Below are 265 nucleotides of genomic sequence, written 5' to 3'. Positions count from 1 at the left end.
CTGTACTCGATGGCGTTTTCCAACAGGTTCTGAAACACCTGGCGTAACTGACCGGGGTCCCCCTCGACGCGGGGGAGCGCTCCGCTCGTGATCTCGGCGTCGCTTTCCTCGATCTGTATCTGGAGATCGTCACGAACGTCCGACAGGACTTCCTCCAGTTCGACGGGCTCGAACGGATCTCCCTTTGTTTCGACCCGCGAGTATTTGAGTAAGCCGTCGATCATCTCTCGCATCCGCTCGGCACCGTCGACAGCGAACCCGATGA

Annotated in this window: 1 pseudogene; it reads right to left on the bottom strand. The window is 59.2% G+C overall.

The annotated features are described in order from the left end of the window. Positions 1 to 265 (bottom strand): annotated as a pseudogene (locus SM755_RS23785) (PAS domain-containing sensor histidine kinase); the annotation flags it as partial.

Origin of the sequence: Natrialba sp. PRR66 (assembly GCF_034808065.1) — an archaeon.
GTDB classification, from domain to species: domain Archaea; phylum Halobacteriota; class Halobacteria; order Halobacteriales; family Natrialbaceae; genus Natrialba; species Natrialba aegyptia.
The sequence above is the reverse complement of the archived record's forward strand: the minus strand, read 5'-3'. Positions and strand labels throughout refer to the sequence as shown.